The following is a 21,553-nucleotide window of genomic DNA, read 5'->3' as shown; positions in this document are numbered from 1 at the left end:
CCAATAGATTTCGAGTTGCAGCGCGGCGGCAAGTGAACGAATCCCCAGGAGCATAGATAACTATGTGACTGGGGTGAGTGAAAGCAGCCAACAAAGCAGCAGCTTGAAAGATGAAGGGTATAGATAACGATGTGACCGGGGTGAGTGAGTGCAGCCAACAAAGCAGCAACTTGAAAGATGAAGGGTATAAAAATATCCCTTCAAGACTTATGGTATAAGGCGTTGGAAATATCGACAGGAAGGAATAGGCAGCCTAAATAATCGAAATCAAATCAGTTTAGGATTGTTTCTTATTTTGAGCTGAAATGTAAATATGAAGGTTCAAGAGTGAATTAAGCTTTTAGAAAGCGCAGTCTGTCATCGGACTGCGCTTTGCTTAATTAATATTTTTATTTTAACTTAGGAAAATGCTAGCAATGGTGAGATACACAACAGCAATCCGGTGAAAATAATCAGAATCAGAGAAACACCTTTATATTTATGCAACATGGGCACTTTGTAGACTAAATAAGCAGGGATCAAACAACCGACCATCCCGAAGATTGGGCTACAGATGGAGGTAAAGCTCAGTACCGGTGCATTGAGGATAATCGCTCCCCAAGCCAGCAGAATAGCGAAAACCATGATGCCTTTTTGTACCCAGTTTTCATTGATTTTTTCTGTTGGCATGAGACGTGCCAGAATATTCATAATAATGCCTTGGGTGGCTTCGCGGAAGCCAAGATAGACGCCAAAGAAGGCGGTCATCACAGCAAAGATGTTCAATAAGACACTGATAACGGTTACCCAGCCACCGGGGAGGAATTTTGCGGCAATCGCCAGAGCTGAGATATTTTGCTCATAAGCTTGAACGGCTTCATCATGTCCCATCGCTAAGGTGAATGAAACTGCATAGAAGAAGACGGTACAGAACAGGACACCAAAGGCGATATTCATCGCTCTTAATGCTTTATAGCGGGCAACCTCACGATTTTTCTCGTGATGGCGGTAAGAGATCACCATTGGGCTTAAGGTCTGAATAAACAGAATGGAAGTCAGGGTAAATGGCAGTGTAATGATCGCCTGTTTTATCAGTTTTTCTACCGGTGGCAGCACGCCAACATTATATAAGTGCCACAGACCGATCATGGATAAGCCCAGCGCTGCGACTACAAACAGTTTGGACAGCACCATAACGCTGGATAATTTGAACAGCAGTCGTTCACCAAGGGATGAGAGCGCAACCAGAATACAAATCAATACCAGCCCGTAGAGTGGATTATCAGATAACAGACCTTCCGTGACACCAAAAGTCTGTAGATAGGAAGCGCTGTCATTGGTGATGGCCGTTGAGTAAACAAACATCCAAATCACCAGCATCACGAAGTAGAGAGCACCCAATAGAATGCCCCAATTTTTACCGAGGTAACCACTGATAACGCTGGGATAATCTTTACATTCAGGAGATTCCGCCAGCGTATTGATAAACAGCTTTTGGAACAGATACATCGCTGGATAACCAATCACCGATGACAGCAGGAAAACCCACAGTCCCATCAAACCGACTTGGACCGGCAGGAATACAATACCGGCACCAATTGCCATACCAATGCTCATGATGACCCAGCCAACATCAGTATTGTCGAATTTGATCGCTTTTTGCCATTCACTTTCGGTCATGTTTGCCCGCTTTGCTGCGGGAGAATCTGAGATAATGGCATGATTATTTTTTGCCGTTTCCATAATGGCTCTCGCTTATTATTTCCGTTAAAAATGTAAGTGTTATGGAGAGGGGTACTGCACGATATGATGCAATAACCCTATTTTGTACAGGTTTTTTTATTATGTATGGATGGTAGCTCACAATGCAGAGAAATCTTTTTATTATTTTGTCGTTCTAAGAAGATAGATGGAAATAATTTTCCATTTACAGTGTGATTGACTGTCTCTGGGGAGAAAATAGGAATTGTTTTTTAATGGTGTCAATTGCATAGTGAAGTATTGTAATTAATTGATTTTCATTTCTTTTCATTGCCTGATAAACAGGGAACAGGAAAATTTAAGTGAAAAGAACAAACAATTGTAAAAAAATAATGGTGAATGTTATGGCATTAAATAGGCAAAGTGGGAATATAACAGAATAAAATAATTATTTATACCCTATGGATTTCAAGATGCATCGTGACGGCAAGGGAGTGAATCCCTGGGAGCATAGCGAACTCTGTGACCGGGGTGAGCGAGTGCAGCCAACAAAGAGGCAACTTGAAAGATGACGGGTATAAAATATTGCAGTGTTTCACTACCTTTATCTTTGCATAAAAGAACCATGCCGGAATATCGCTATTGTTACATCAAGTGGGCATGGTTCAGATAAATCCAGTTAGACCATGAGTTAAGGTTTTTTCTCCTGCTGCTCTTTCTGACGAATTTCTCTATACCAGCGAGGATGATGTTTCTTCGCCCAACCGCGAGTTACCCAGCCTTCAACCATTGCTCTGATAGATCCTTTCACCCAAAACGCGGCATAGGCATGTATCAGAATCAGCAGGATCAGGCCAACGCCAGCCAGAGAGTGGACCAAAAGCGCAAGCCGGATCAACGGGATGGAGAAAAAATCAGCGAAATAGGGACGCCAGATAATCACGCCACTCATTGCCAGTAAGATTAGACAGATGCTAATAGACCAGTAGATCCCTTTCTGACCAAGATTGTACTGACCGATATCGCCAGCTTCTTCATTCCTGATGATTTTACGAATGTTTTTCAGCCAAACAATGTCCTCTTTGTCGATAAAGTTATGTTTGAAATATCTGACAAACATAAAGGTAAATAAGAAAAACATCACTGAACCGATAAACGGATGCAGTATCCGGGCTAACTGGGGCGTACCTAAGATATTCATCAACCAGTTAAAGGATGGGAAGAAGAATCCTAACCCACTGATCCCGGTAAATAGAAAACAGAGTACGACCGCCCAGTGATTTACTCGCTCAATCGGTGAGTGGCGGAGAATAGTATCTTTCTTTTTCATCACGATTTCTCCCCATGAGTGGATTGCTCAGGCACCTCGTCATCCTGACGGGCATGTTCTTCATCTTCTTCGCTGGTACGGTTTGGGCCAATGCCAACATAGTGGAAAATGCTGGCGGCAAAGGTTGCAGCAAAACCCACAGCAGCCAGTGGTTTCCAGATGCCTTTCCAGAAAGTCACGGTTGGGCTGATGGTCGGGTTATCAGGCAAGCCATGATAAAGCTGTGGCTTATCTGCATGATGTAAAACATACATCACATGAGTGCCACCAACGCCAGCCGGATCGTATAAACCTGCATTCTGATAACCGCGACCTTTTAACTCAGTGACCCGTTCGGATGCCAGATTTTTCATGTCTTCTTTGGTGCCGAAATGAATGGCCCCAGTTGGACAGGTTTTCACGCAGGCGGGTTCCTGACCGACACCAACCCGGTCAACACACAAAGTACATTTGTACGCTCGGTTATCCTCTTTATTGATTCGCGGCACGTTGAACGGGCAGCCCGCGATGCAATAACCACAGCCGATGCAGTGCTCTGATTGAAAGTCCACAATGCCGTTGGCATATTGAATAATTGCACCTTCTGATGGGCAAGCTTTTAAACAGCCCGGATCAGCGCAGTGCATACAGCCATCTTTACGAATCAGCCACTCCAGTTTGCCGTGTTCTTCGACTTCGGAGAAGCGCATCACGGTCCAGGATTTAGCCGTCAGATCGGTAGGATTATCATAAACACCGACGTTAAAACCGACTTCATCACGGAGATCATTCCATTCTGAACAGGCCACCTGACAGGCTTTACAACCAATGCAGGTGGTAACGTCGATCAGTTTTGCCACTTGTTCCTGATGATCACGGACACGAGGGGCTGGAGTGAAGGAATGCGTGGCGGATTTACGAATAATGTCTTGAGATTGCATGGTTAATCTTCGCTCCTGTTATACCTTTTCCACATTTACCAAAAATGCTTTGTATTCTGGTGTATGTGCGTTGGTATCACCCACAGAAGGCGTGAGCGTATTGGCTAGAAAACCTTTTCGGGTTGCCCCAGCAAATCCCCAGTGGCAAGGAATACCAATGGTTTCAACTGGTTTACCGTTAATGGTCAGTTGTTGAATGCGCTTGGTGACAACTGCTTTGGCTTTGATAAAACCACGTTTGGAGGACACCTTGACTTCATCACCCTGAATAATGCCTTTTTCTGCCGCCAGTTTTTCACCGATTTCAATAAACTGTTCGGGTTGAACGACGGCATTAAGCTGGGCGTGTTTTGTCCAGTGACGGAACAACTCGGTAATGGAGTAAGTGGTTGCAACATAAGGGAATTCATGCGCTTCTCCCATATAAGCAACATCAGAATGAAAGATCCGCGCAACTGGGTTGGAGATAACATTTGGGTGAAGTGGATTTGTGCTGATAGGTGATTCGATCGGTTCGTAATGTTCAGGAAAAGGGCCATCCGCCATTTTATCAATGGAGAATAAGCGAGCGACCCCTTCTGGGTGCATGATAAACGGTCCGACATGGGTTCCCGGTGCGGCATTGCTGTAATCAACAACGTCAAAGCCACTCCATTTATTACCATCCCATTTGATTAACTGACGGTTTGGGTCCCACGGTTTACCTTGTGGATCAACCGATGCACGATTGTAGAGCACTCTGCGGTTTTGCGGCCATGCCCAAGCCCAACCCGGAGTACAACCCAGCCCGGAGGGATCTGAATTATCGCGGCGCGCCATTTGGTTGCCTTCTTCGGTCCAGCAACCAGTGTAAACCCAGCAGAAGCTGGCTGTGGTGCCATCATTTTTTAGTTGAGAGAAGCTAGAAAGTTGCTGGCCTTTTTTCAGCATGATATTGCCATTTTCATCTTTAATATCCGCTAAGGCTTTACCATTGGCTTCACGGGCAACTTCTTCTGGTGTTGGATCTTCAGGATTTTGATAATCCCATGACAGCTTCATGATAGGTTCAGAGTAAGCGCCACCTTCTATTCGGTAAAGTTCACGCAGACGTAGTAACAACTTGCCAAGAATTTTACCGTCATGCAGTGCTTCTCCCGGTGGTTGTGCGCCAGCCCAATGCCATTGCAGCCAGCGGCCTGAGTTAGCGATTGATCCGTTTTCTTCTGCAAAACAGGAGGAGGGCAGACGGAAAACTTCGGTCTGGATATTAGCCGGATTGACATCATTCATCTCGCCATGATTCTGCCAGAAGTTAGATGATTCTGTGACCAATGGATCAATCACCACCAGATATTTCAGTTTTGAGAGTGCCTTACTGGATTTATTTTTATCTGGGAATGCCGCCAGCGGGTTAAAACCTTGGACAATGTAGCCATTCATTTTACCCTGAGCCATTAACTCAGCTTGTGTCATGATATCGTAGCTTTTGTCCCATTTCGGTAGCCAGTCATAACCCCAATCATTTTCGGCTGTGGCGTGCTCCCCCCAGAAGCTTTTCAACAAACTGATAAAGAAATTCGGTGTATTTTTCCAATAATTAACTTGATCTGGCACGATGGTTTTCGGTGTGGTTTGCGCCAGATAGGTTGTGAGATTCTCCTGTTTTTCACTTGGTAAAGGCAGATAGCCGGGCAAGTTAAGCGACAGTAAACCAAGGTCACTGTAGCCCTGAATATTGGAGTGACCACGCAATGCATTAACACCGCCGCCCGGCATTCCTACGTTACCTAACAGTAATTGAATCATAGCAGCTGCGCGGATAATTTGAGCACCGCCAGTATGGTGAGTCCAGCCGAGTGCGTAGAGAATGGTTGCGGTGCGGTTGGTGACTGCGGTACTTGCCAGCTGGGAACAGATATAGAGGAAATCTTCTTTTGAAGTCCCACACAGGTTGGAAACCTGTTCTGGGGTGTAACGTTCAACGTGATTTTTTAATAAGTTCCATACACAACGTGGATGAGACAGTGTGTCATCTCGTTTGGCGTAGCCTTGCTCATCGGTTTCGTAATGCCATGAGGATCTGTCATAGCTTTTGGTGGCTTGATCAAAGCCACTGAATAAGCCATCTTCGAATTGGTAATCTTGACGAACGATGAAACCGGCGTTGGTGTAAGCTTTAACGTACTCAGATTGGATAGCATTATTCTCTATCAAATAGCGGATCATACCCAGTAAGAAGGCGGTATCTGAACCGGCACGAATCGGCGCGTAGAAATCGGCTACCGCGGCACTGCGATTGAAACGCGGATCAACCACAATCACTTGGGCATTATTTTTAATTTTGGCTTCAATAACCCATTTGAAACCGACTGGATGCGCTTCGGCAGCATTTCCGCCCATGATCAGGACAACGTTGGTGTTTTTAATATCGACCCAGTTATTGGTCATAGCACCACGGCCAAACGTTGGCGCCAGAGCCGATACCGTCGGGCCATGACACAGACGTGCCTGACAATCAATGGCGATCATGCCCATTGCGCGGGTGAATTTTTGATCGAGGATGCCGGTTTCATTGCTGGCGGCGGAGGAACAGAGCATACCTGTTGTCAGCCAACGATTGACGGTGACATTATTTTCGTTTTTCTCAACAAAATTGGCATCACGGTCATCTTTCATCAGACGAGCAATCCGCTCAATTGCTTCATGCCAACTGATACGTTGCCATTGATCAGAACCCGGAGCACGGTATTCGGGGTATTGCAGGCGGTTTTCACTGCGAATATAGTCAAGCACTCCGGCACCTTTCGGACACAGAGAGCCACGACTGACTGGGTGATCAGGATCACCTTCGATATGAAAAATGCTTTCTTTGGCGTTTTTCGCACCATCACCTAGGCTGTACATGAGAATGCCACAGCCAACGGAGCAATAAGTGCAGTTATTACGAATTTCACGTGAGCGCAGTAGTTTGTACTGACGAGTCTCAGCCAGCGCAACGGATGGAGCAAATCCCAGCGCGGCGGCTGTTGTTCCCGCCATACCACCTGCGCAGATCTTGAAGAAAGCTCTTCTGCTGACCTGCATCGGTCTTCTCCTTAATTTTTTGAATGACGATATTGCTTTACTTTTGATGCAATAACACCTTGACGAATCAGGCGAAATTGCTTTCATAGCCCGGCTCGTTTTTCATTCAAAACACTCCTGGGTATCGCGGAGAACCCACTGCATTGATGAGTTATAAACTACCTGAGGTTATTATTATCCATAGTATCATAAAGAGTATTATGTTGTTAAATATAGATAATCTTGTTGTAAAATAAGCAATAATATTAAAATTATTTTATAATTATGTTGTGAAATTATTTGTAATTAAGGTGACGGTATATTTGAATTAGATTAATTTTCCCTTCATTGGAAAGTGCGCTAGTTGAAACGGGCCCACAAACCTTCAAAGCTAATCCATTAAATATTCAGTTGGCGCTCCAGCGTGCTGATCTAAGTTTGCTTTCAGAAGCGTTGCTGACCACTAAGAACCTTGCATCGGGAAACCGGTTAATTGGAGCTTATGAACAGTTAAAGATGAAAGCCGAAAGCCGAAAATTACAAACCATCATGGAGGGTGCCGGTTTTGAAGGTGTTAAGTGGGTTAACCCATTTGACCATACTCCGATAATTGTAGGCGCTAGTCGGGGAGAATCCCCAAGTGCAATTCGTGTGCGGATTCTGTGGCAGGAGATGAGACAGGATGTAATTGAAGTATTTGACGATTTTCCACCCCGTTTTGACTTCTTTGAGCGTTCAATCGAAGAGATACATGCGATGATGAGCAGTCTCTACGTGAGCGATGCCTACAACTCGTTATCTATCGAAGGTTACAAGGTTATGCCAGAGTTAATTGAGTGTTTATCTAATGGTGACTGGTCGCCAGATACAATTCAAAAGGATAAGGAGCAAAAGGACGCACTGGCTGCCAGAGGTTATTATGATGCGTTTAATAAGGTTAAAGGGCTGCTACGTGAGGCACATGGGGATAGAGAGAGCCTGGATATCCGCTATCTGGTCGATGTTGGTTTGACTGACTGGTTCACAGCATTGTTTAACCCCTGTGTGGATGCTGGAATTATCAACAGATTGGATTTGGCGGGGTTCCGTAAAGTGCCGATTTATATCCGTACTTCAATGCATGTACCGCCAGCCAGTGAGCAGCTGATGGATTGTATGGAAGCACTGAAAGAGTTGATCGCGAATGAAGAGTATTTTGTAGTCAAGGCTATCTTGGGTCATCTTTTTCTGGGTTATATTCACCCGTTCTCTGATGGTAATGGCCGTACTGCCAGATTTTTAATGAATTTCTTGCTGGTAATCGGTGGATACCCCTGGACAGTGATTAAGCTTAAAAATAGAACTCAGTATCTATCGGCATTGGAATCGGCTTCGGTAGGAAAGAATGCAAAGCTATTTGCGGAATTTGTGAAGCAATCCATGCAGTAGGTAGCCGGGTAGCTCGCAAAAATAATGTGTTAAACGGTGGGGAAAAAAGGAAGTTCAAAAAAATGCCTCTGGTGTTTTTCTGCCAGAGGCTTGTGTATATAAATACCGAATTTTTCATCAGTGGGGATAGTGAGATTAATTGGATAGCAATTTTCCTTTATTCATATTTATCTCGATTATGTTATTCCATGTTGAAAAATGGCTATTTTACCTGTTTAACTTAATTAACCGGTTATTTTTGAATGATATTTAGTCATTAATAAATGAACATTTGTGACAGAGAATGCGAAAAATTTAATTAATAATATAAACATTAATAAAATATTTAAATTTTAATTTAAGTTAATGCGGTTTTATTAACTACACAGATAAAGGCAATTAATAACAATGTGATATAACAGGTGTTTTTTTACTGTTTTAGTATAAAGTGCTAGCCACACAACTCAGGCTTATTCATAATAATTTCTGATGTAAATAAATTTTAATGAAAATGTTATCTGCCAATTTTTGCATCTTACAAGCTGATATCAGGCGGATAAACGAATAATTCTTTATGTAGGAATAGGTTGTTATGCAAGGTAAGTTGGTTTTATCTTCAATTTGTTTGGCTTCAGCAATATTAACTGGATGTGCCACTGAATCTTCCAATACCGTTCAGGTACAGAAAGTTAATTCTTATAACACGGTATATCAAGGCGTTCGTAGCCCAATTGCTATCGGTAAGTTTGAAAACCGTTCCAGTTATCAAAACGGGATTTTCTCTGATGGAGTTGATCGTCTGGGTAATCAATCTAAAACGATTTTAATCACCCACTTACAACAGACTGGACGTTTTACGGTTCTGGAACGTACTAATATGACGGAACTGAGAGCCGAAGCAGGCTTACAAGGCAAGCCGCAGAAGCTGAAAGGCGCTAACTACATCATTACCGGCGATGTGACCGAATTTGGTCGCAAAGAAGTTGGTGATCATCAGTTATGGGGCCTGCTCGGACGAGGTAAATCACAAGTAGCTTATTCAAAAGTTATGCTAAATGTAGTGAATGTAGAAACGTCTGAAGTGGTTTTCTCTGTGGCTGGGGCTGGTGAATATAAATTATCTAACCGTGAAATTATCGGTTTCGGCGGTACTGCCAGCTATGATTCTACGTTGAATGGTAAAGTGCTGGATCTGGCAATTCGTGAAGCGGTAAATAGCCTAGTTGAAAATATTGAAACTGGTGCATGGAAGCCATCTAATTAAGAGATTTAGGGATATATTCTCATGATATTAATGAAAAAAACGGGCTTATTACTGGCAGTGATGTTCTTAGCGGGTTGCATCAGTCAACCAAAAACGATTTATGAATGGGGTAAATACGAACCTACAATTTATCAGTATTATCAGCAAGATAAGATGGGATTTGAAGAGCAGCTACAGGCTTTGCAGCAAGTGATTGAAAAAGCTAAAGCGAAAGATAAACCTGTACCACCTGGGCTGCATGCACAGATGGGTTTGCTCTATAGCAAGTCTGGTCGTGTTTCAGAAGCGTTCCATCAGTTTGAAGCAGAGAAAAAATTGTTTCCTGAATCAGCGCCATTTATGGATTTTTTATTAAATAAAAATAAAGGAACAATGCAATGAACCGTATTCTTGTGGCGTTAAGTTTATTGGCTGCATTTATGCTAACAGGGTGTAGCAAATCAGTCCCTTATGATTACACGGCATTTAAAGAGAGCAAACCAAAATCCATTCTGGTGTTGCCGGCAGTGAATGAGTCTCTAGAAGTAAAAGCGGGGCACAGCTTGGTTTCTCAAGTAACTTATCCACTGGCGGAATCTGGCTACTATGTTTTTCCGGTTGCCGTTGTAGAAGAAACGTTGCAGCAAAATGGCGTGACAGTGGCGCAGGATGCTCAAAATATCAGTTATAAAAAACTGCATGAGATTTTTGGTGCGGATTCAGCGCTCTATCTGGATATTGAAGAATACGGTACGCAATATCAGATTATTAACAGTGATACCCGGGTAACGGCTTCAGCGAAGCTGGTGGATCTGCGTAGTGGCAAACACTTGTGGAATGGTCGGGCTGTTGCCTCATCGACTGAAAATGACAGCAATTCGAATGGTAATCTTGTTGGAATATTAGTGTCGGCGGTAATTTCACAAATCGCGAATACCATTACGGATAAAGGTCATGAAATTGCGGGTATTACAAGTTATCGCCTACTGACAGCGGGTGGCCGCCGAGGTTTACTCTATGGACCACGTTCTGAACATTACGGCAAAGAAGAACATTTAACCGCTAATTAAATGGATATATCCAATAGATTTCGAGTTGCAGCGCGGCGGCAAGTGAACGCAGCCAACAAAGCAGCAACTTGAAGGATGAAGGGTATAAACGGTGATAATGGGCAGTTAGCAACATCCTGCTTATTATCACCGTTATTTTTTGGTGATTAGTGATTGTTGATTAAATATCTAATCGTTTGGTTTGCCATTTCTTAGATTTCCAACGCCATGTATTCGTGAGTCCACGCAGCCATTCATCACAGAAGAAACCGATCCAAATACCTAATATACCCATCTGCATTTTTATCCCAAGAAAGTACCCTATCGGAATAGCAACACACCACATAAAGAATAGAGCAGCATATAGCGGGAAACGCGCATCACCGGATGCTCGCAATGCGTTCACCATAACGATATTTGCGGTACGGATAGGCTCCAGAAATACAGATAGTAAGAATAATGGCAATAAAAGCTTGATAATGGCTTCATCTTGCGTCAGAAAATGCAGAATCGGTACTCTGAACAGCCAAAAAGCGGTGACAACACCAATTGTCACGACACAGCCAATTTTCAGGCTGTTGAGTCCACGAATATAAGCGTCTTCAAACCGTTTAGCGCCGACCAAATGGCCGACCATGATTTCATTACCAATGCTGGTGGCAATACCAAACAGCATCACAAACAGCGATAGCTGGAAGTAGAGCGTTTGGGCGGCCAGTGAGGTTTCGCCCATCAAGCCAATAAAGGCGATGGCAGCCATATATTGTAAGATCCACACGACATTTTCGCCCGCAGCGGGTAAACCGACATGTAAGATTTTGCCCAACATACTCTTTGACCAGAACAGGAAACCTGACAGCGTAAATTTAATCCGTAGGCCATAACTGAGCAGACAGAATAACAGGATCACAGCAACAATTCGGCCAAAGACTGTAGACCAAGCGACACCTTCCAGACCATATTTAGGCAACCCGAAGAAGCCATACAGGACAATCATATTACCCAATACAGTCAGCAAGTTAGCAATCAACGTGACATACATTGCAGCCTTAGATTTCCCATAAACCCGCAGACAAGCTGCCAGAATAATTGAAATCGCTTCAGGGATCAGACAAATACCCAGAATGTGCAGATAGCTAAAACCATCTTTCATGAGATGTTCTGGCATATTCATGATATGCAAGATTTTATAGCCGAAGAAGATAGTAATTAATGCACAGCTGAATCCAAGTAAAAAGTTGAATGCAATAGAAATATGGATCGCCTGACTGGCTTTATCTCGTTTGCCAGCACCAATGTATTGAGCAATAACGACGCTGCAACCGACGCTGATAAAATTGAAGATAGTGATAAACAGGTCAAATACCTGATTACCGACTGCCATAGCGGCCAGATAGGAAGTAGAAACATGGCTCACCATGTAGGTGTTAATTAATAAAGTGACCAGATGAAGAAGAATATCAATAAAAATCGGCCAGCTTAATGAAAAGAGCGAGTGCTCAGTAACATCGGTTTGATGCATTTGAAAAACCTGTTGTTGAAAAAGGTAAAAATTAATTGTTTCTTGAAATGCAGCGTACTCAGAAGATATTCACTCATTCTACATGGTTTATTCAACGGTTAACAGTGAGGGAATAAAGATAATGCGACTGTAACCATAAGACAGTTTGTTGATGTGTATGCTGATGATGGAAATACCGGCACTATTTACTTGCAAGGGTATTTAAATCAAGAGGCAGTTAAGTATTGAGTGCTATATTATAGCGTTAAGTATTTAAATGAATATTTCAATTAATAAAGAAGTTGAAACTTTTCATTATAGAATATCATTTGTATAATTTATTTAATCAATTGTTAACGTTGGTGATAGGTATGTCAGGTGAGGTTATTAAGCATGCGATTAAATTATTATCTCGACATCTCTTTTAATATTTTAATGTTTTTATGTTTAACAAATTCGTTAAATTTTATTTATGGTTATATTTGTAAGGTATTTATAGTTAAATTTATTTAAATAATTCCCTGGGGTTTTAATTGAAACTTAAACGCTTTATCAACGAAATTATAAAAAAATATATGTGATTAAATTTTGTTCTACAATTAATTCAGGGAACAGAATATATGGAAATAAAAATGTACTATTTAACGAGGTGATATGATGATAAACAGATTAAAACGTCAGTTATTTATAGCCATTTTAACATTGACTTGTTTTTCTACTTTCTCTGCGTCTATCTATGCTTGTATATTTGCGCCAGATTTACCTATATGTGCTGTGAAATGTATTATTTCTTCACCTAATATGGCAACATGTCTTATCGGTTCTAATAGTCACAATGATTCAACTCCTATTATATTTAAGGGACAATAATTAATCGAAATTGGTATTAATTTCCAAAAGTGGCACAATTATTTTGTTATACGGAATTTCGTTTCTGTTTTTGTATTCTTTCTATTCCGCCCTGTAATAAGGGCGGATTCTGTAATTAAGTTAATCTTAAAGTCGGCATAATTTTTGCAGCTAGTCTGAATTCATTTTATATTTATCTTTGATGATAAATAAGGGTAAGTATAATTACCTAATAGGTAGGCAGTAAGTTTTAAATGTATTGTTAAGGGATGATGATTATATTTATTGTTTTGACTGAAAATACTTTTTTTCATATTAAATAGAAATAACTTATTTAATAAAATTATGTTTTAAAAAAACTATTTATAATTGTGATGATTACTATTTGTGATTATTAGGATAATTTAAATAGTTTGGTATTAGATAACTCTTTATAAATTATCATATTTTTTAGGTAAAAACGTTATCTGATTAATAGTTTTACTGTAGTTTTATAAAAACACTTGACTTTAGTTATTTTTATATTATTAATTTATTTGTTAGCTAATTGTAATTAAATGGCTAATACAGGAAAACATAACGTAATAATCTAGTTGAGGTATATACCATGAATCAAGAAATGTCTTTTGTAGAACTCGAAGAACGTATCTCTTCTATCAGTGAAGAAAAAGCTATGTACACTGAAGAAGAATCTATTGAACTTGAATAAGAACTGGATAAAAGCCGCCAATCAGGCGGCTTTTGTGGGAAATGAATATGAGAGTTACTAAGCCGTTGATTAAGCGTTCTCATCACATCATCCTTTCTGATGATGGTGATATTTGTATAGGTGAAATACCTAAAAAATCCCAAATTATTAAAAATCCGCCAGAATGGGTGAAAGTTGTTTTGTCTAAACTTGATGGTTTCCATACGATCCCAAGAATAATAAAAGAAATCTCACATATGGGATATGAAATAAATGATCACGAAATTGTTAATTTTATTGAGAAGTTAAATTCATTTGGGTTGATTGAAGATAACTCAATATTTTCAGATATCCTTACATCACAGGAAATTGAGTTATACGACAGACAACTTCTGCAATATTCTTTAATAGATAACGAAAATATAAATTCGATAAAATACCAAGAAAGATTAAAAGAAAGTAGAATTTTAGTGCTTGGTATGGGGGGATGGGGAACTTGGTGCTCATTACAATTAGCATTAGCTGGTGTGGGAACATTAAGAATTGTTGATGGTGATGATGTTGAATTATCTAATTTGAACAGGCAAGTTCTTTATACTTTTGATGATATTGGAAAGAATAAAGTAGATGCTGCTGAGGAAGGAATAAAAAGGCACAATAAATACACGAATGTAGAAAAATATCTTGAATTTGCCACAACAGATGAAAATAGACTTAAAGAGATGTTAGATGGTGTTGATTTGGTCTTACTTGCATGGGCCAGTCTAGGTTATTTCAGGAAAAGTACTGTTGAGGGAATGGTACATGAACTTGCTTGTAATAAAAATATACCAGTTATAGAACTTGGAGGTGATCCGTTTGAAATATCTGTCGGGCCAATTTATTTAAATAATGGGCAGGATAAGACTTATTTTGATGCGAAGAAAAGTATTAAAAGACAATTTTATAGTGAAAATAATGATGTAAAGAAATTTCAAGAAGCCAGGATGAAACAGCAATTCTTAGACGGTAACAGGAAGGTTAATGCGTGGCAAAGTGCACCATCATTAGCGGCAATGTCTGGGTTGGTTGCTGATCAGGTGGTAAAAATAATCACTGGATATGATGAACCCGCTCTTGTCGGTAAAAAGCTTTATATCTCGCTTAGGGATTTTAAAACCAGAGAGGAGCATATATTTGATGAGCATTAAAGATCTGCACGCAGCATTTAAGAATAAAGGCTATGTGAGTTTTTCAATAGATGAATTTTTTCCTGAATTTTCTTTTTTTTCAGATAATTTTAATTCAATTAATGACAGTGAATGGTCTTATATTATAAAAAACAGGTATGGAGAGCATGATTTTTATTTAAGTGAAAATAGTATGGAGGAAATTGAAAGGGAGAAATTACTTTCATTTGAGGACTATAATAATGGTGTTTTTTCATTTTCTTTCAGGCGACTTCCCGATAATGATAGAAGTGGGAAAATAACCTATTTTTCTGCAATAAAAGACATAGTAGGCAGTGAAAAATTTAAGTCGTTTCTTACATCAATAACAGGTAGGAAGATTAAGAAAATGGCTTTGTTATATTTAAACAGATTTGATAAAGGTGATTTTTTAACGACGCATTGTGATCCAGGAGAAAGTTTTGGCATAGTAATAAATCTGACTGATAATTGGAATCCAAACCATGGAGGATTAACGGTTATTCTTGATAATGAACGTAAATTTATCGTGGATACGTTAGTTCCATATAATTTGACGACATTGATTTTCGATACCAGTGAAAAGGAAATACCTCATTTTGTGTCTATGGTGACTGCTGAGAGTAAAAAAAAGAGGATGGCCTTGGTGGTTAGATATGACTAGAAATAAAAAAGTACTTTTTTCCGCTATCCTAATAGCAATATTATGGGGAGGTGGATTTCCTGTTTCAAAAATAGCTATTGAGCAAATTGGAGTATGGCCTTTTCGTTTTTACTCAACGATTACCTCCGTATTGATATTAATTTTTCTGGTTTTTATTTTATACAAAAAGAAACCGAATTTTTATGATCTGTTATTTTGTATACCACTGGGTATTTTAAATGTTTTCTTAGTTCCTATTTTAAATAACATATCATTAAAATATACAGATTCTGTAAAAGCATCAGTGCTTATATACACAATGCCTGCTATTACCTCTTTTCTAACAATGATAAGTAGCAAAAGGATAAGTTTTAGATCAATTACTGTGTCTATACTTTGTATATCCGGAGTTTTGATATTCATATCCTTAAAAGAAATAAGCTTTGGTGAGTGTATTATATTAATCAGTGCCTTCGTATGGGCATTAGGAACCTTTTTATCAGAGAAAATACCCACTCAGTTAGATATATTTTCAAAGGTGTTGTATCAAAATATTGTTTCATTTTTATTAATGATAACTATAACGCCATTTTTATCTACAAACCTTAATATATTTAACTTTAATGGTGATTTTATTCAAGCATTTACCCATATTTTTATGCCTATTCTATATATGGGGGTAGCGAGTGGGGTTGTTGTTTATATTTTATGGTTTTACATGATAGAGCGTGGTGGGGCCGAGTTAACTGCTTATTCTGCACTTATATCGCCTATATTTAGTGTGTTGATATCTTATTATTTTCTAAACGAATCAATCACTAGGAATATGTTTGTTGGCATGTTGTTTATATTTTCCAGTGTCATAATAGTATTTAGAGGGAAAAAGAAATGAGGGAATTATCTGATATAAAAGAGTACTATAAATCAATATATAATATCGAGCATTTGATGGATATATGTTATTGGGATCAAACTACGATGATGCCTGAGAATAGCTTCTTAGCAAGGGCTGAAGCTCTTTCAGAAGCAGAGTTAATTATCCATGAAAAAAAGACATCACAAGCTATTTTTGATGCGATAGAAAAATTACTCTTAGATAATAATCTGGATAATGTCACAATAATGGCCCTTCTTTCTGCTAAAAAGGACATTGAACAAAACCGACTACTTCCTATTTCATTAGTAAAGGAAATAAAGAAGATTACCTGTCAGTGTGAATATTCATGGATTAAAAATAAAGAAATAAATAATTGGCAGGGGTTCTCAAAAGATTTAACAAAATTAGTCGAATTATTAAGAGAAAAAGCCAGTATTTTATCTGAGGCTTCAGGCGTCAGTCCCTATGAATCATTATTGAATGAGTATGAACCAATGATGAAGACGGATATGTTAGATAATCTTTTTGAAGAGATTCAGATATGGCTACCTGGTTTAACAGAACGGTTTAAATCAAATTTATTAAATAGAAATATAAATCAGAAAATTCCAATTAGAAAGCAAATAGAGATAAATAAAGAGATGCTTTCTGAACTAGGATTTGATTTTTCCAAAGGACGATTGGATGTCAGTGCTCATCCTTTTTGTGGTGGAACCAGAGATGATATAAGAATCACGAATAAATACTCAGATTCTAATTTTATTGGTGGAATTTATGCTTCTTTGCATGAATTCGGACATTCTCTATATGAGAGAAATCTTCCCAATGAATTTTTAGGTATGCCAGTATCTTATCCTTGTTCTATTGGAATACATGAAAGTCAGAGTTTATTCTTTGAAATGTGTTATGGTTATTCTGACTCTTTTATTAATTATTTATCAAAAAAAACAGTTAAATATGGATTTAATATATCAGCAAATAGTATAAAGAAACACCTATTGAAATTAAAACCTAATGAAACCAGGATAAATACAGATGAAATACATTACTTGCAGCATATTTATCTGCGTTATTTAATTGAGAAGGAGTTGATTAATAAAAATATAACTGTTAATGATATACCTGAATTATGGCATGAACTTTCCTTAAAATTATTAGGAATAAGTTCAGGGAACGATTATAAAAATGGGTGTATGCAGGATATTCATTGGAGTGCAGGTTTTTTGGGTTATTTTCCATGTTATATGCTCGGTTATATATATGCATCACAGATATATAAAAAAATAGGTGATTTAAACTATGAAGATACTCTTGTTTGGCTAAGAAAAAATATTTGGTCAAAAGGTGCCTTTTTCTCACCTGTTGATATAATCGAATCTAGTACAGAAGAGAAAATAAGTACATTATACGCAAGGGATATGATTATCGCTAAATATGAAAATATTTAGCAAAAACAGCGATAAACCCTTATCTAATGCGAGGGTTTACGACGAGTTTTATTAACTTTGTCGTTGTCTTCTCGTTCCCTGATTTCATTCTTGGGATATTTGATTGACCTGTTTTAATTCGATGATACTCAATTGAGTCGTTTTAACAAAACTGCGGATTTCTCCCCTTAAATTCTCATTGAGAGCGAAGCGAACTTTGAGGGTTAGGGGAGATGGATATCCAGCAGCCCATCGGGCTGTAATGAAAGCGATTAGCACAGGGGAATCAGGGTTATATACCTGTTATCTTTCAAGTTGCCTCTTTGTTGGCTGCACTCACTCACCCCGGTCACATAGTTATCTATGCTCCCGGGGATTCGCTCCTTTGTTGTCGCGATGCATCTTGAAATCTATTGGGTATAAGAACCCTTAAATAGTTTCATATTAGATATTGGAAAAAGTGAGGAGGTTATTTGGTATAGTAGAATATTATGTTCAATATGTTATTATATTTTCTATGAATTGGCTGAATCGTAGCAGATAGCCATCAGGATCTTGCACTAAAAATTCTCGTTGGCATGCAATGACTTCATTAACATAGTAGTGATTATCTTTAACTTCTCGGTATAATTTTATCGAATTAGCTTTTAAGTTATCTAATAAAGGGGTCAAATCATCGACTTCAATCTGAAAATTTACTCCTCTTCCCAGAGGGTAATTTAATGAAGCTGTGTTCCAACCATCATTATGTCGAGCTTCTAGCATGAGTTGTGCTTCACCTAATGCTAAATATGCAAAGTTAGGGTTATCTCGACGAATAAGTAATTGGAAGCCGAGGATTCTTTGGTAAAAATCCAGAGATAGAGAAAAATTTGTGACAGTAAGTTCTGGAACCATACGATTCCAATAAGGTTTATGTTGATCCATTATTATTCCTGACCTTTGATGCTGCGAAAATAGGTATATACCCTTCATCCTTCAAGTTGCTGCTTTGTTGGCTGCCTTTCATTCACCCCAGTCACCGAGTTATCTATGCTCCTGGGGATTCGTTCACTTGCCGCCGCGTTGCTGGTATGAGATGTGTTGTCAGCAGCGATGGTGAGGTGGTCAAGTTAACTTGTACCAGCCAAGTACGCCGATTTTAGTCTGGAATCAGTAAGCATCCACATCCTTTAGGCCATGGTGGATGTTAACAAATTTTAGCCAGTTGCCTGTATATTCATAAAAAAACTCCTGCGGTGGGGGCCGCAGGAGCCTGGTGTTGACGGAGATAAGCTCCGAAAGGAAGAAAACAAAGCAAGTATGTTTATGTTTTAATTTAGTTTGTTAACTTCCAACATCTTACAGCTAGGTTATTAACAGGAAGTTCTTGTGGCTTCCCTTTGGAACACGAGTACTTGGCTGCTTTTATCCTTTTTAGTGCGATTACTCGACAGACATGCCGTAGAAGTCGCGACTGATAGAACAATAACATCAGAATGCCCTGTTTTGGCAACTTTTTGCCTAGTCATTAATTAGTTGTACATAATCTTTCAGTGTTAGTACTGTTTTTATACTGGTATTATCATCAGTGTTCTGTTTCATTAAGTTTTCCTCCTATTTCAATGCTGACCAATCTATACAACTGAATTCATCATTTGCTGATATTCGCTGATCACCTGTTGGCAAAATTCAGATGAATTCACATGATGAGCACTCTTAATCAGTTGTCTATTTTCCATTTCTATAAATGTAGACTCAAAAGCGTTGATGAATGCTTGAGTCGCTTCAGGGTTCCAGAATGGCCCGTCTTCAATATCTAGCGCAGAAAAACCGCCCCCAGGAATAATAAATTTTACTTTTCCTTCGCACTGATTAAGTTTTTCAGCGATCCAAATCCCCATTTGATGGTTTTCTTCTGGTGTCGTACGCATTAATGTCACTTGAGGATTATGACAATAAAATTGCCTACCTTTATAGTGTCCTGGGATAGTATTCGGGTGACCGAAATTCACCATATCCAACGCGCCGCAAGAACCGATATAAGGCGTTTGTGTGCGGGCTATTGCACTTAAACGGTCGGCATCACAGGCCAGAACACCACCAAACAGATAATCACAGACTTCAGTTGTAGTCATATCAAGCAGACTGTTAAGCAAGCGGCTTTCAGCCAGTTTTTCCATGGTTTTGCCGCCGTTGCCAGTTGCATGGAAAATCAAACAGTCATATTGTTGTTCTAATTCTTTGGTCAATAACTGTATACAAGGTGTTGTTACACCAAACATTGTTAATCCGATAGCCGGCTTGTCTTCAATATTGCTCTCTTCATGAAAATAAACGGCACCAGCAATTTGGTTGGCCGCATTCTTCAATACCTGGCGGGAGATCCGGTTAAGGCCAGATACATCAGTAACTGAATACAGCATAGCGATATCACTGACTCCAACATAACCAGAAACATCACCGGAAGCCATGGTAGAAACCATAAGTTTTGGTATGCCTACAGGTAAAGACTGCATGGCCGGTGTAATCAGTGCTGTCCCGCCAGAACCCCCTAGTCCTAGAATAGCTAAAACATCAGTTTGTTTTGATAAAAAAGTCTTAAAGGCGATTGCCATTGCGGAAATTGCTTTACCTCGATCACCACAGAAAACGGCCTCTTTGCCTTGTGGATGATGCTCTGCTACTGTTAATGAAGTAATATCCGCCCCTCTTTCCTGTGGGTTAGGTTTAGTAGTCAAGTCCACGGTACGAACGGCAAGGCCAGTTTTTTTTATTAGATCCCTGACGTAGAAGATTTCTGCGCTCTTGGTATCAAAAATGGTGACAATATAGATATAGCCTTGATTAATTTTCATTATAATTATGAATGTTTCCCCTGGTGCTGGCTACTAATTCATGGACAGATTATAGTCAATATGAGACTCTAGTATCACTGTTATATCATCAAATTGAGACAGCCGTCTCATTTTATCTATAAATAAATTGAATCAATTTGGGCGTTTTGTAGATAGTTTAGTAGAGTGATGATGTCGAAAAGATATTTTACCATACGCTTATAGAGAATCTTATTGTGAAAGAGTTGTGTCAATGATGGACTCGAATATTAAACCTCTTACTGGTACTCGGAAAAAAACTTATACATTGCTAATAAATTCTGCATTGGAGCTTTTTGAACAGAGAGCGATACCTTCGGTTTCCGAATTGGCTGTGTATGCTGGTGTTTCTAGAGCGACGGCATACCGCTATTTTCCGACGCAAAGTGATTTAATTGATGCAATCGTTAGTGCCAGCCTTGGGCCGATCCTTACTTGGAAGCCTGCCAGTGAAAAAACTGAGGAGCGGATTATTGAACTATTGGATTTTGCCTATCCCCGAATGTTCCAACATGAAGGTGCATTGAGAGCGGCTCTTTTGGTTTCATTACAGCAATGGGCACAGGGGCGTTTATCTGAGGATAAACAGGAAAAGAAATTGGTACGTGGGCACCGTAAAGAGATCCTTTCGATGGTTGTTGAACCATTAAAAGAGCATTTCCCGCCAGACACTTTGGAGAATGTCATTCGTTCTTTTTCCCTGATTTATGGTTCCGAAGTTTTTCTGGTGATGAAGGATATCTGGCAGATGGATGATGCAGAAATTATTGAAATCACTAAATGGATGGCAAAAGCCATTATTAATCAGGCGCACAGAGATTCAGGGTTATAGTTACTTTAGATAACCAGTTG

Annotated in this window: 17 protein-coding genes; 10 read left to right on the top strand and 7 right to left on the bottom strand. The window is 39.4% G+C overall.

What is annotated here, in order from left to right; translation table 11 throughout:
- Window positions 1-399: 399 nt before the first annotated feature.
- From BDD30_RS13390 to fdnG, 4 genes are all read right to left on the bottom strand, one after another.
- The gene (locus tag BDD30_RS13390; protein WP_012776929.1) at window positions 400-1,722 is read right to left on the bottom strand and encodes an SLC5/6 family protein; all 1,323 of its coding nucleotides are present in this window, start codon (window positions 1,720-1,722) and stop codon (window positions 400-402) included.
- Between the two features lie 649 nt (window positions 1,723-2,371).
- The gene (gene fdoI, locus BDD30_RS13385) at window positions 2,372-3,010 is read right to left on the bottom strand and encodes a formate dehydrogenase cytochrome b556 subunit (protein ID WP_012776930.1); all 639 of its coding nucleotides are present in this window, start codon (window positions 3,008-3,010) and stop codon (window positions 2,372-2,374) included.
- Window positions 3,010-3,930 carry a formate dehydrogenase subunit beta gene (gene fdxH, locus BDD30_RS13380; RefSeq protein ID WP_012776931.1) on the bottom strand — a complete coding sequence of 307 codons (921 nt, stop codon included), beginning with the start codon at window positions 3,928-3,930 and terminating at the stop codon, window positions 3,010-3,012. The genes fdoI and fdxH overlap by 1 nt, the downstream gene beginning before the upstream one ends.
- An 18-nt stretch (window positions 3,931-3,948) precedes the next feature.
- Window positions 3,949-6,996, bottom strand: coding sequence for a formate dehydrogenase-N subunit alpha (fdnG, locus tag BDD30_RS13375; RefSeq protein ID WP_012776932.1), 3,048 nt, complete (start codon window positions 6,994-6,996; stop codon window positions 3,949-3,951).
- A gap of 327 nt (window positions 6,997-7,323) precedes the next feature.
- Here fdnG and BDD30_RS13370 point away from each other — a divergent pair, with 327 nt between their 5' ends.
- From BDD30_RS13370 to BDD30_RS13355, 4 genes are all read left to right on the top strand, one after another.
- Complete coding sequence (locus tag BDD30_RS13370) at window positions 7,324-8,403, top strand: Fic family protein (protein WP_012776933.1); 1,080 nt, start codon at window positions 7,324-7,326, stop codon at window positions 8,401-8,403.
- Window positions 8,404-8,974: 571 nt separating this feature from the next.
- Window positions 8,975-9,646, top strand: coding sequence for a CsgG/HfaB family protein (locus tag BDD30_RS13365; RefSeq protein ID WP_012776934.1), 672 nt, complete (start codon window positions 8,975-8,977; stop codon window positions 9,644-9,646).
- A 21-nt stretch (window positions 9,647-9,667) separates the two neighbouring features.
- The gene (locus BDD30_RS13360) at window positions 9,668-10,027 is read left to right on the top strand and encodes a DUF4810 domain-containing protein (RefSeq protein WP_012776935.1); all 360 of its coding nucleotides are present in this window, start codon (window positions 9,668-9,670) and stop codon (window positions 10,025-10,027) included.
- Window positions 10,024-10,695 (top strand): DUF799 domain-containing protein, encoded by a 672-nt coding sequence (locus BDD30_RS13355; RefSeq protein ID WP_012776936.1) that lies wholly within the window; start codon window positions 10,024-10,026, stop codon window positions 10,693-10,695. The genes BDD30_RS13360 and BDD30_RS13355 overlap by 4 nt, the downstream gene beginning before the upstream one ends.
- 160 nt (window positions 10,696-10,855) lie before the next feature.
- On the opposite strand, the gene BDD30_RS13350 is transcribed toward BDD30_RS13355, so the two are convergent.
- Window positions 10,856-12,196, bottom strand: a complete 1,341-nt coding sequence (locus tag BDD30_RS13350; RefSeq protein ID WP_012776937.1) for an MATE family efflux transporter — start codon at window positions 12,194-12,196, stop codon at window positions 10,856-10,858.
- A gap of 1,435 nt (window positions 12,197-13,631) precedes the next feature.
- Here BDD30_RS13350 and BDD30_RS13345 point away from each other — a divergent pair.
- The 5 genes from BDD30_RS13345 to BDD30_RS13325 are packed head-to-tail and all read left to right on the top strand — an operon-like array spanning window position 13,632 to window position 17,867.
- On the top strand, window positions 13,632-13,733 hold the full coding sequence (locus BDD30_RS13345) for a pantocin A family RiPP (RefSeq protein ID WP_071823668.1): 102 nt from the start codon (window positions 13,632-13,634) through the stop codon (window positions 13,731-13,733).
- A 47-nt stretch (window positions 13,734-13,780) separates the two neighbouring features.
- Entirely contained in the window at window positions 13,781-14,902 is a 1,122-nt protein-coding gene (locus tag BDD30_RS13340; RefSeq protein WP_121302677.1) for a HesA/MoeB/ThiF family protein, read from the top strand.
- Window positions 14,892-15,563 (top strand): 2OG-Fe(II) oxygenase family protein, encoded by a 672-nt coding sequence (locus BDD30_RS13335; protein ID WP_012776939.1) that lies wholly within the window; start codon window positions 14,892-14,894, stop codon window positions 15,561-15,563. Before BDD30_RS13340 ends, BDD30_RS13335 begins: the two co-directional genes overlap by 11 nt.
- On the top strand, window positions 15,556-16,434 hold the full coding sequence (locus BDD30_RS13330; protein ID WP_012776940.1) for a DMT family transporter: 879 nt from the start codon (window positions 15,556-15,558) through the stop codon (window positions 16,432-16,434). Before BDD30_RS13335 ends, BDD30_RS13330 begins: the two co-directional genes overlap by 8 nt.
- Window positions 16,431-17,867 (top strand): carboxypeptidase M32, encoded by a 1,437-nt coding sequence (locus BDD30_RS13325; RefSeq protein ID WP_012776941.1) that lies wholly within the window; start codon window positions 16,431-16,433, stop codon window positions 17,865-17,867. Before BDD30_RS13330 ends, BDD30_RS13325 begins: the two co-directional genes overlap by 4 nt.
- 474 nt (window positions 17,868-18,341) lie before the next feature.
- Here BDD30_RS13325 and BDD30_RS13320 read toward each other — a convergent pair whose 3' ends face one another.
- A complete protein-coding gene (locus BDD30_RS13320; protein ID WP_231849182.1) occupies window positions 18,342-18,773 on the bottom strand; it encodes a bleomycin resistance protein in 432 nt (143 codons plus the stop codon).
- A 689-nt stretch (window positions 18,774-19,462) separates the two neighbouring features.
- On the bottom strand, window positions 19,463-20,683 hold the full coding sequence (locus BDD30_RS13315) for a Tm-1-like ATP-binding domain-containing protein (protein WP_012776944.1): 1,221 nt from the start codon (window positions 20,681-20,683) through the stop codon (window positions 19,463-19,465).
- Window positions 20,684-20,909: 226 nt separating this feature from the next.
- On the opposite strand from BDD30_RS13315, the gene BDD30_RS13310 reads away from it, so the two are divergent.
- Window positions 20,910-21,533 (top strand): TetR/AcrR family transcriptional regulator, encoded by a 624-nt coding sequence (locus tag BDD30_RS13310; protein ID WP_012776945.1) that lies wholly within the window; start codon window positions 20,910-20,912, stop codon window positions 21,531-21,533.
- The last annotated feature ends 20 nt before the right edge of the window (window positions 21,534-21,553 follow it).

The sequence above is a fragment of the Photorhabdus asymbiotica genome (assembly GCF_003634575.1).
Lineage (GTDB): Bacteria > Pseudomonadota > Gammaproteobacteria > Enterobacterales > Enterobacteriaceae > Photorhabdus > Photorhabdus asymbiotica.
Note: the sequence above shows the minus strand (reverse complement) of the source record. Positions and strands in the feature narration are given on the sequence as shown.

Coding starts and splice junctions, on each gene's coding strand:
- fdxH (WP_012776931.1), bottom strand. CDS start 3,930: ATGCAATCTCAAGACATTATTCGTAAATCCGCCACGCATTCCTTCACT.
- fdnG (WP_012776932.1), bottom strand. CDS start 6,996: ATGCAGGTCAGCAGAAGAGCTTTCTTCAAGATCTGCGCAGGTGGTATG.
- BDD30_RS13335 (WP_012776939.1), top strand. CDS start 14,892: ATGAGCATTAAAGATCTGCACGCAGCATTTAAGAATAAAGGCTATGTG.
- BDD30_RS13365 (WP_012776934.1), top strand. CDS start 8,975: ATGCAAGGTAAGTTGGTTTTATCTTCAATTTGTTTGGCTTCAGCAATA.
- BDD30_RS13345 (WP_071823668.1), top strand. CDS start 13,632: ATGAATCAAGAAATGTCTTTTGTAGAACTCGAAGAACGTATCTCTTCT.
- BDD30_RS13360 (WP_012776935.1), top strand. CDS start 9,668: ATGATATTAATGAAAAAAACGGGCTTATTACTGGCAGTGATGTTCTTA.
- BDD30_RS13355 (WP_012776936.1), top strand. CDS start 10,024: ATGAACCGTATTCTTGTGGCGTTAAGTTTATTGGCTGCATTTATGCTA.
- BDD30_RS13350 (WP_012776937.1), bottom strand. CDS start 12,196: ATGCATCAAACCGATGTTACTGAGCACTCGCTCTTTTCATTAAGCTGG.
- BDD30_RS13325 (WP_012776941.1), top strand. CDS start 16,431: ATGAGGGAATTATCTGATATAAAAGAGTACTATAAATCAATATATAAT.
- fdoI (WP_012776930.1), bottom strand. CDS start 3,010: ATGAAAAAGAAAGATACTATTCTCCGCCACTCACCGATTGAGCGAGTA.
- BDD30_RS13315 (WP_012776944.1), bottom strand. CDS start 20,683: ATGAAAATTAATCAAGGCTATATCTATATTGTCACCATTTTTGATACC.
- BDD30_RS13390 (WP_012776929.1), bottom strand. CDS start 1,722: ATGGAAACGGCAAAAAATAATCATGCCATTATCTCAGATTCTCCCGCA.
- BDD30_RS13320 (WP_231849182.1), bottom strand. CDS start 18,773: ATGGATCAACATAAACCTTATTGGAATCGTATGGTTCCAGAACTTACT.
- BDD30_RS13340 (WP_121302677.1), top strand. CDS start 13,781: ATGAGAGTTACTAAGCCGTTGATTAAGCGTTCTCATCACATCATCCTT.
- BDD30_RS13330 (WP_012776940.1), top strand. CDS start 15,556: ATGACTAGAAATAAAAAAGTACTTTTTTCCGCTATCCTAATAGCAATA.